The sequence below is a fragment of the Rhodococcus sp. NPDC127593 genome (genome assembly GCF_042671975.1).
Lineage (GTDB): Bacteria > Actinomycetota > Actinomycetes > Mycobacteriales > Mycobacteriaceae > Rhodococcus_F.
Map to the genome: position 1 here is coordinate 1 of NZ_JBHXWI010000135.1, position 8,170 is coordinate 8,170.

At 63.6% G+C, this 8,170-nt stretch carries 7 protein-coding genes; 4 read left to right on the forward strand and 3 right to left on the reverse strand.

All coding sequences use genetic code 11. From position 1 onward, the window contains the following. Positions 1–1,050: 1,050 nt before the first annotated feature. The gene (locus ACFVJ3_RS48785; protein ID WP_378458930.1) at positions 1,051–1,587 is read right to left on the reverse strand and encodes a MarR family winged helix-turn-helix transcriptional regulator; all 537 of its coding nucleotides are present in this window, start codon (positions 1,585–1,587) and stop codon (positions 1,051–1,053) included. 678 nt (positions 1,588–2,265) lie between these two features. On the opposite strand from ACFVJ3_RS48785, the gene ACFVJ3_RS48790 reads away from it, so the two are divergent. From ACFVJ3_RS48790 to ACFVJ3_RS48805, 4 genes are all read left to right on the forward strand, one after another. Continuing rightward, complete coding sequence (locus tag ACFVJ3_RS48790) at positions 2,266–3,459, forward strand: acetyl-CoA C-acetyltransferase (RefSeq protein ID WP_378458931.1); 1,194 nt, start codon at positions 2,266–2,268, stop codon at positions 3,457–3,459. Between the two features lie 31 nt (positions 3,460–3,490). Next, complete coding sequence (locus tag ACFVJ3_RS48795; RefSeq protein ID WP_378458932.1) at positions 3,491–4,258, forward strand: SDR family NAD(P)-dependent oxidoreductase; 768 nt, start codon at positions 3,491–3,493, stop codon at positions 4,256–4,258. 601 nt (positions 4,259–4,859) lie between these two features. Next, entirely contained in the window at positions 4,860–5,147 is a 288-nt protein-coding gene (locus tag ACFVJ3_RS48800; RefSeq protein WP_378458933.1) for a hypothetical protein, read from the forward strand. A gap of 207 nt (positions 5,148–5,354) precedes the next feature. Then, a complete protein-coding gene (locus tag ACFVJ3_RS48805) occupies positions 5,355–5,789 on the forward strand; it encodes a MarR family winged helix-turn-helix transcriptional regulator (RefSeq protein ID WP_226955735.1) in 435 nt (144 codons plus the stop codon). Here the strand turns inward: ACFVJ3_RS48805 and ACFVJ3_RS48810 are convergent. Then, entirely contained in the window at positions 5,750–6,361 is a 612-nt protein-coding gene (locus ACFVJ3_RS48810; protein WP_378458934.1) for a DUF885 family protein, read from the reverse strand. The genes ACFVJ3_RS48805 and ACFVJ3_RS48810 overlap by 40 nt on opposite strands. Positions 6,362–6,696: 335 nt before the next feature. Further along, complete coding sequence (locus ACFVJ3_RS48815) at positions 6,697–7,917, reverse strand: glutamate-cysteine ligase family protein (RefSeq protein WP_378458935.1); 1,221 nt, start codon at positions 7,915–7,917, stop codon at positions 6,697–6,699. Positions 7,918–8,170 lie beyond the last annotated feature (253 nt).

Genomic DNA, 8,170 nt, shown 5'->3' on the forward strand with positions numbered 1-8,170 from the left:
GCCGAGGATGTCCGTGGCCCAGGGGCCCGACATCATCGAGCACAGGTCGACGATCTTGATTCCGGTCATGGGGCCGCTCATGAAGGGCACCTTTCTGTCGAGAGAAGTAATCCGAGGTTTCGCGAGGCCTACAGCCAGATCTCGTTGCAGTGTGGCCCGCCTCACCGCATAGTATTGAGATTTCTTTCATGAGTCAATTGTTTGGGTCAACTTCTTTTCATCAGTGAATAGTTGCATGCGCAGTTATCTGCCGGTCTTTCGCAGGATCGCCCTGCGTGGAGGTGCCGGAGGTGATCACTCACCCGAGTTGGTCGTCAGGCCGAATGCCGATGGCGAGCTGGAGATCGCGTCGCGATCACGGCGCCGGGGGCATGCGCCGATCGAGGCGACGGGATCCGCGGAAGAGGTCTCGGGACAGCGCGGGACAGCGCGCACTCGTGGCTGCGATATGGAGGCCACGAGGAAGTTCCAAACCCGCGTCCACGAACTTGGAAAGGTCGGGCCGGGGCTGTTTGTGCGGAGCGGGGGTGCAGCCCCTGCGGTGAAGTCGGCAGGGCGCAGCGGCACGACCAAGACAGAGAGCAAGGGTGTCTGCGTGCGGCGGGGACCACAGTCCTGTCCGTAGGCGTCGACGGGCGTGCCGACAGCACCGGGAGTCGCCGTCCGGGCGGTGGGAGATTTGCGAGAGCGCCACTGCAAGGACAATCTGGGTGGGTGGACCTGATCTTCCTGGATGAAATCAGTTCACGGGCGACGAACCGCCGTGGCGATCGAGCCACGCCTCGTGAGCATGCGTGATTACGCCCATCGCGAGAAGAAGTTCGTCCCCCGGGCCAGAGTTCGGACGCCTGCAGCGCGTACGTCACCGACGCGCAGTAGCCGGCGCGCTCCACTCGGCCCACCAGTCACGAAAACTGGTACCGCGCAGAGTCACTCGATTCGCACCATCAACTTCGAGAGCGCGAGTTCCACGCAGATTCGAGAGCCTTTACCCCGGACACATCGGCAATCCGCCAACTGGTGGACGGCCGTCGGGCTTTCCGGTCTCAGCTAGCCACGGCCCGGGTCCTCGAAGTGGGCGAGGAGGAGTTTGAGGAGCCTGCGAAGCTCCGTATCATCGTCTTCGGTGACAAACGCGAGGAGTTGCGACTCGTGGCCCAGGATGTCGGAGGCGACCTCGTCGATGAGTTGGACTCCCTTTTTGGTCAATTGCACGTCGACTCGACGACGGTCTTGTGGGTGAAAGCTCCGTTTGAGCAGACCGCTGCGTTCGAGTTTGTCCAGGCGGTTCGAAATTCCAGCCGGGGTTATCAGCGCGGCCTCGGTTAGTTGCCCGGCCGTCATCCGATACGGTTTGCCGGAGCGCCGCAGCATTGCCAAGAGGTCGAGTGTCGCAGGATCGGTTCCCAGCTCTACCAGGCGTTGACTGCGTTCGCGTTCCAGGTATCGCGCAATGCGCCAGATCCTCGAAACGATGCCCACTGAACTGACGTTGATATCCGGCCGTTCACGTACCCACGCCTGCTCGATGCGATCGACGCCGTCATCTCCAGCCACGTCCCGAATCGATGGTGCTTCGACGCCCATCCCACACCCCATTGTCACTTGAATTGATCAGCTCGGGACTATTCACTGCTAAGTAGTTTCATTGGAAAGTTTACACGTGCGCCTGGAACTGCCAACATCGCAGTCGCGGTCCGACCAGATGTCAACACATTTCGGCAGTATTGGGCGTTGATCAGCAAGCTCGCGAATCTGATCAACATGACCGCAGAGACGCCCGATTCGAGCCACCGGTGCGCCTCGAGCATCGCCGGCGGCCTCCAGCGACAGGCAGGCTGCAGTGTCGGTATCGAATCGCCGCACACGCGGTGTATCTTCACCTCAATGTGGGGCCGCTCGACATGACGCCTCAAGTGACCGAATGTCGGAATCCTGTCGCGGAAATGCGCGTTCTGCGTTCGCCGCGCTCGACTATTGTATGGTCAATTCTCGGTGACGCTCCACGAGCCACTGCTGTCCGATCCGCGCCTGATTCCGGTGGAGAACTACTCTGTGGCACTGCGCTTTACGTGGGCGTGCCACAGGAACGAACTCGGTGGTTCGTGGTGTGAAGGACTTGCTTCCGCGGCATGTCTAGTTCACGATCTACCCGTCGTTGCGCGCCGTCTGTCGAGGGGCGCCTTCGCCACACACGATTGAATTCCGTCTAGCGTTCGCCGGCACCCCTCTGGAGTGGGCGCGGTGGGCAAGTTAGGAAAGCTGATGACTACTTCGGTGATCGTTGCCGGCGCCCGGACCCCTATGGGTCGGTTTATGGGGGCTTTGCGGGATCTGTCGGGTTCCGACCTCGGTGGCGTCGCGATTCGGGGAGCCCTGGACAAATCTGGAGTGCCCGCCGCGCTGGTCGAGTACGTGATCATGGGTCAAGTGCTCACAGCAGGCGCCGGCCAGATTCCGGCCAGGCAGGCGGCGGTCGCGGCCGGAATCCCGATGGACGTGCCGGCTCTGACAGTCAACAAGGTCTGTTTGTCGGGCATCGACGCGATCGCGTTGGCGGATCAGTTGATCCGTGCCGGGGAGTTCGAGGTGATCGTCGCGGGTGGCCAGGAGTCCATGTCACAGGTTCCGCATCTGCTGGAACGATCGCGGGTGGGCTTCAAGTACGGCGACGTGACGATGCGCGATTCCATGGCATTCGACGGGCTGTACGACATCTTCACAGATCAGCCGATGGGGAATCTGGCCGAGGTGAAGAACGGGGAGGCCGATCATCGAATCTCGCGCTCCGAGCAGGACGCGTTCGCGGCGGCGTCGCATCAGAATGCGGCGCGGGCGTGGAAAGACGGGCGGTTCGACGACGAAGTGGTGACGGTAGCAGTTCCGCAGCGGCGTGGAGGGGCGGTGGAACTCGCGCAGGACGAGGGGATTCGCGCAGATACCACCGTGGAGTCGCTGGCGAAGCTGAGACCGGCGTTCAGTGTGGACGGGACAATCACCGCCGGGTCCGCGTCACAGATTTCCGATGGTGCGGCCGCGGTCGTGGTGATGAGTAAGGCCAAAGCACAGGAGCTCGGGCTGGCATGGATCGCCGAAATCGGGGCACACGGCGTCGTTGCAGGTCCCGATTCGACCTTGCAGTCACAGCCCGCACGGGCGATCGCCAAGGCGTGCGCGAGGGAGGACATCTCTCCGGAAGATTTGGACCTGGTGGAGATCAACGAGGCCTTCGCGGCGGTGGGAATCGCCTCGACGCGCGAGCTCGGGTTGGATCCGGCGCGGGTCAACGTCAATGGCGGAGCAATTGCGCTGGGCCATCCGCTGGGCATGTCCGGGGCGCGGATCACCCTGCATCTGGCTTTGGAGTTGCAGCGCCGCGGCGGTGGTGTCGGGGCTGCTGCCCTGTGTGGTGGAGGCGGGCAGGGCGACGCCCTGATTATCCGCGTCCCGAAGAAGTAGAGACATACGTCCCTCAGCGAAAGGCTCGAACATGAATATTCAGGGAACCGCCGCACTGGTCACCGGAGCAGCCTCGGGCCTCGGCGCCGCCACCGCCAAGCGTCTCGCCGACGCCGGAGCCACCGTGTTCGGACTCGACCTGCAACAGTCCATCGAGCGGGCCGGCGACAACGTCCCCGACGGCGTGACCCTCCTCGCCACCGACGTCACCAGCGGCGACGAGGTCCAGGCCGCGATCGAGAAGATCGTCGAGTCGGGTCTGCCGCTGCGCATCGTCGTCAACTGCGCCGGCGTCGGCTGGGCCGGGCGCATCCTGTCGAAGAAGGGCCCGCACGACCTCGAACTGTTCCGCACCGTCATCACCGTCAACCTGCTCGGCACGTTCAACGTCATGCGCCTCGCCGCCGACGCCATCGCCAAGACCGACACCGTCGACGAGTCCGGGCAGCGCGGCGTCATCATCAACACCGCGTCCGTCGCCGCGTTCGAGGGCCAGATCGGCCAGATCGCCTACTCCGCATCCAAGGGTGGGGTGCACGGCATGACCGTCCCCGCCGCCCGCGACCTCGCGCAGTTCGGCATCCGCGTCAACACCATCGCCCCCGGCATCATCGACACCCCGATGCTCGCCGGCGTCACCGACGAATACCGCAAGGGCCTCGAGGCGGGCGTGCCGTTCCCCTCGCGCCTCGGTCAGCCCGCCGAATACGCACAGCTCGCTCAGATGATCGTCGAACACGACTACCTCAACGGTGAGACCATTCGTATGGACGGCGCCCTGCGCATGGCGCCGCGTTAGGCGGCTGGCTCGCGAGAAGGGCTCGGGCGCCTTTCCTACCCTGCGACGGTGATCGCAGGGCTCGGGAGTTGCCCATTCGCACGGCCATCGCCGACGCGCCTCTGGTCTCTGGACCTGGGTCCTGTCGGCCTGAAGTCAAGCGGAGAGTCACGCTCCCGGGCGCGAAACAGCCTCCCTTCCTACGCGCGCTCCCCCACTTCACAAGCTATCTCAAACAAACACTAAACTGAGATAACTATTCACTCGTGCAATATTGAGGACGATACTGATTACCTCAAGTTGGGTAACGGCAGGCCATGGGGCTGGCGGCCCGGAGGACCGGACAATCCGGTGAGCACGACATTCGAACCCGCAATGCGGTGGGAACGACGATCAACCATCGCGGCAGACGACGGAGTTCCGCTCGTGACCCGCGAGTACGGCCCCGAAGCGGCACCCTTGACCGTCATCTTTGCGCACGGTCACTGCCTGAACATGCAATCGTGGGAGCTGCAACGCGCCTTCCTTCAGAGCACCTTCGGGTCGGAGATCCGGCTGGTCTTCTACGACCAGTACGACCAAGCGCGGCCACGGCGAGTCCGGGTCCGCAGCGCCCGACACCATGACGATCGAGCAACTCGGCCAGGATCTCGACGCCATCATTCGTGCGGTCGGGGGCAATGCACCGATTGCGTTAGTCGGGCACTCCATGGGCGGGCGGAGCATCCTCGGGTTCCTTCCTGCCTTCACGCATCTGGACGAAACGGCAGGAGTGAAGGCATACAGGGAGCGGCCGGTGAACCTGGGCGCCTTCGACGAATCGACGCGCCAAGCCCATCCCACCACGCCGCCGTGGGATGGGGTTCGCCGGCGAGCTGGCCGACGAGGGGCGTGGGCGGTTCGGGGGTAGCTTCGAGCACGCAAATCTTGCTCTGGTGTATTTTTTAGCCGTGAACTTCTTTCTCGTCGTAGACTGCATCCATGCGACTGCGAGGATCACATGACTGCTGAGGTTTCGACGGCGGGTTCGGACTCGATCGGCGAGGACGGTGTCGATCGGGTTGAGCAGGCATGGGCGCGTGAACGCCCGGACATTGACGTCAGTTCCGTGGGAGTCGTGACCAGGATCTGGCGCATTGCACGGCATTTGGAGCGCGAACGCGTCGAGCGTCTGGCCGAACTCGGCACCGACAGGGTCACGCTCGATGTCCTCGCGATGCTGCGGCGTGCCGGCAAGCCGTATCGGATGACGGCCGGCCGCCTTTCCGAGGCGGCGCTGATTACTCCCGGGGGGATCTCGAACCGGCTGGACAAGCTCGAGCGCAGCGGACTTGTCAAGCGGAGCTTCCACCCGAAGGACCGTCGTCGCGTGGATGTGCAACTGACGAGGAAGGGCGTCAAGCTCGTCGATGAGGTCGTCTCCGACATCATGGATCACGAGTCTCGGCTCTTGGAGATCCTGGCGGGCGACGACCAAGCGGAGCTTCGGCGGCTCCTCAAGATCCTTCTGGCTCAGTTCGAGGATCCTGCGGTGGGGCTGGAGACCGACTGAGCCGGATCCTCAGGGCCTAAGCCGAGCACGGTTTGGCGCGGCACGTCCCTCCCGACGCTGCCGACGGCCACAGCTCGGTCATGAAAGTGCCGCAGATCCGATTCAGGGTTGCGTCGGAGATAGTCGTCGCGCAGTTGCTGCCATAGTCGCAGACCCACGGCGTATGACGGAGCTTGGCCGGCCCATCCCAGGTACCGATCGTGTTCGTGTCGCCGACTGATCTCGTCCAGTACGCAATGCTCGGCCAGAAACTGCCACGCCTTGCCAGGATCCCAGATGCCTCCGCCCAGACAACTCGGGGCAGGCAGTTCGCAGAGCCCACCCCTCCCGTGCCCGGAGGCGAAGGTCGCCAGGCGGCGCCATCGATTGAGCTTGTGCCCTCGCGCCATGGCGGTGCCGACCTGCAGGTGATGGCCTGGGACGCCTACGTGGAACACGCGGGACGTTTCGTGCCAGGTGTGAAAGCGGCGACTCCGGCACGTACCGACCACCACATGCGCCCCGGACGAGTCAGTTCTTCGTCCGGGCCGGTGTAGTAGATACCCCCGGTGCGAGTCGGGGCGATCCGGCATTCGAGTCGCTCGATCTCACGCGGGATCGTGAAATGCGAGTGAAATGCGGATCCTTCAGGAGAGGTCCTGCATCCACCGTTGCAATGCGTCGGTGTCACGCAGCGTATACCGCGGGTTCGCATAGAGAAGCTCGAGTACCCGCGATATGTCGTACGTCCCTTCCAAGTCGATTCTCGTCGAAAGCCGTGTACCCCGATGCGGGTCGCCTCCACCGGATCCAGTCCGCAGCACGCGATCAGGTTTGTTCTCTGCGATCCAGTCGACGAGTGTGGGAGTCCGGACGGGGTCTCAATGGTGTCCGAGCTGCACTGGCCGGGCGAGTCAGCAGGCATCGGTCACGGTGCCGCCACGACCGCAGCGTCGAGCCGTGGGAACGCGTCGATTTCGATGTCCCCGTGCACATGTGCGGGGGCCAGTCCGTGCTTGGTGTAGCGATCGATATAGGTCGCAACCGTTCCCGCGGCGGACGAATGGGTCGGGTGCCGGCGTAGGTGCAGCTCGACCACGCCGAGCAGGAGCTTTGCGGCGTCCCGGAGTACCGGGTCGTTGAGTCCGTCACGCGCGGCCGTCACCCAGAGGTCCTGCGTATCCGGGAGCAGGTCGACCAGTTCCGCGGCAACTCGTTCTTCCATTGCGGTCGAGGCGACGAGGACCGCGGCGGAGCGGCAATCCGGCTCCAACGCATCGATCATCCGGAACTCTAGCCAGCCGCGAGGCCGGATCGGCGGAAACAGTGTCGTCAGGTGGTAGCGCAGATCGTCCTCGGTCGGCCAGCCTGCCGGGTGCCCCATTGTCATCCAGTCGGCAAAGGTCAATCCCGGCGGAACGCTCGTGCCCAGATCGCCACTGCGAATGAAGAACACATCTGCCGCGAGAGCATATTGCGCCCAATCCGTTCCGGGTTGATCACTCACCGGGACCGGTGCCGTTCGCCCGGGGTCGATCCCATTCCAGATCGCTTGCCGTACCGATTGCCAGCGCTGCCCATCGGGGCCGATCCCGGGAGAATTCGCGAAGGCCGCGACGAGGACCGGGCCGATCTTGTTCGCCAGTACCCAGCGCAGGTTCCGGCCGTCGGGATGGTGGCTGATGTTGATCTGCACCGATGCGGTGTTCGTCATCATCCATGTACCTTCCCGGCCGCGGTGCGCGTAGAAGCTCTCCATCGCCCGATACCGGGGAAGGTCGAGGATCCGCTGCGGGGGACGCCGGTCGTCCACTGCGAGGTCGGTCGGAATCAGCCCGTGTGCTCGTAGCCGATGGTGGAGAATTACGGCGTCTTCGTTGATTGCGCGTAGCGTGGCCGGCCCCGATTCGAGCGGCGGACCAGACAGTTCGACCTGCCCGCCCGGCTCGATCGTGATGCGGCTGCTGTTCGGCAGAGGGCGGTTCATGATGGGCAGGAAGGCGGCGGATTCGGGGCGTGAGAGGCTGCCTCGCTTGTGCACTGGCCATTCGATCTCGACGCCGACGAGGTCGGCGCCACCGGGTTCGAATGCCTCGCGGGCGACCGCGTGTGCCCTCTGGATCGTCAGTGTAGGGCGAGAACTGGTCATGTCACCAGGTCCTTTCGTCGTCGATACTATAGCTGAAGAACATTTCACGTCGAAACAATTGACTAGCAAGAGATATCTCAATACTATGGAGTGAAGCACATCACAACAAGCCCCAGTTTGTGTCGATCGACACTTCGCAAAACTGCCTTCTACCAGGTGAAAGGTGCCCTTCATGAGCGGCCCCATGACCGGAATCAAGATCGTCGACCTGTGCTCGATGATGTCGGGCCCCTGGGCCACGGACATCCTCGGC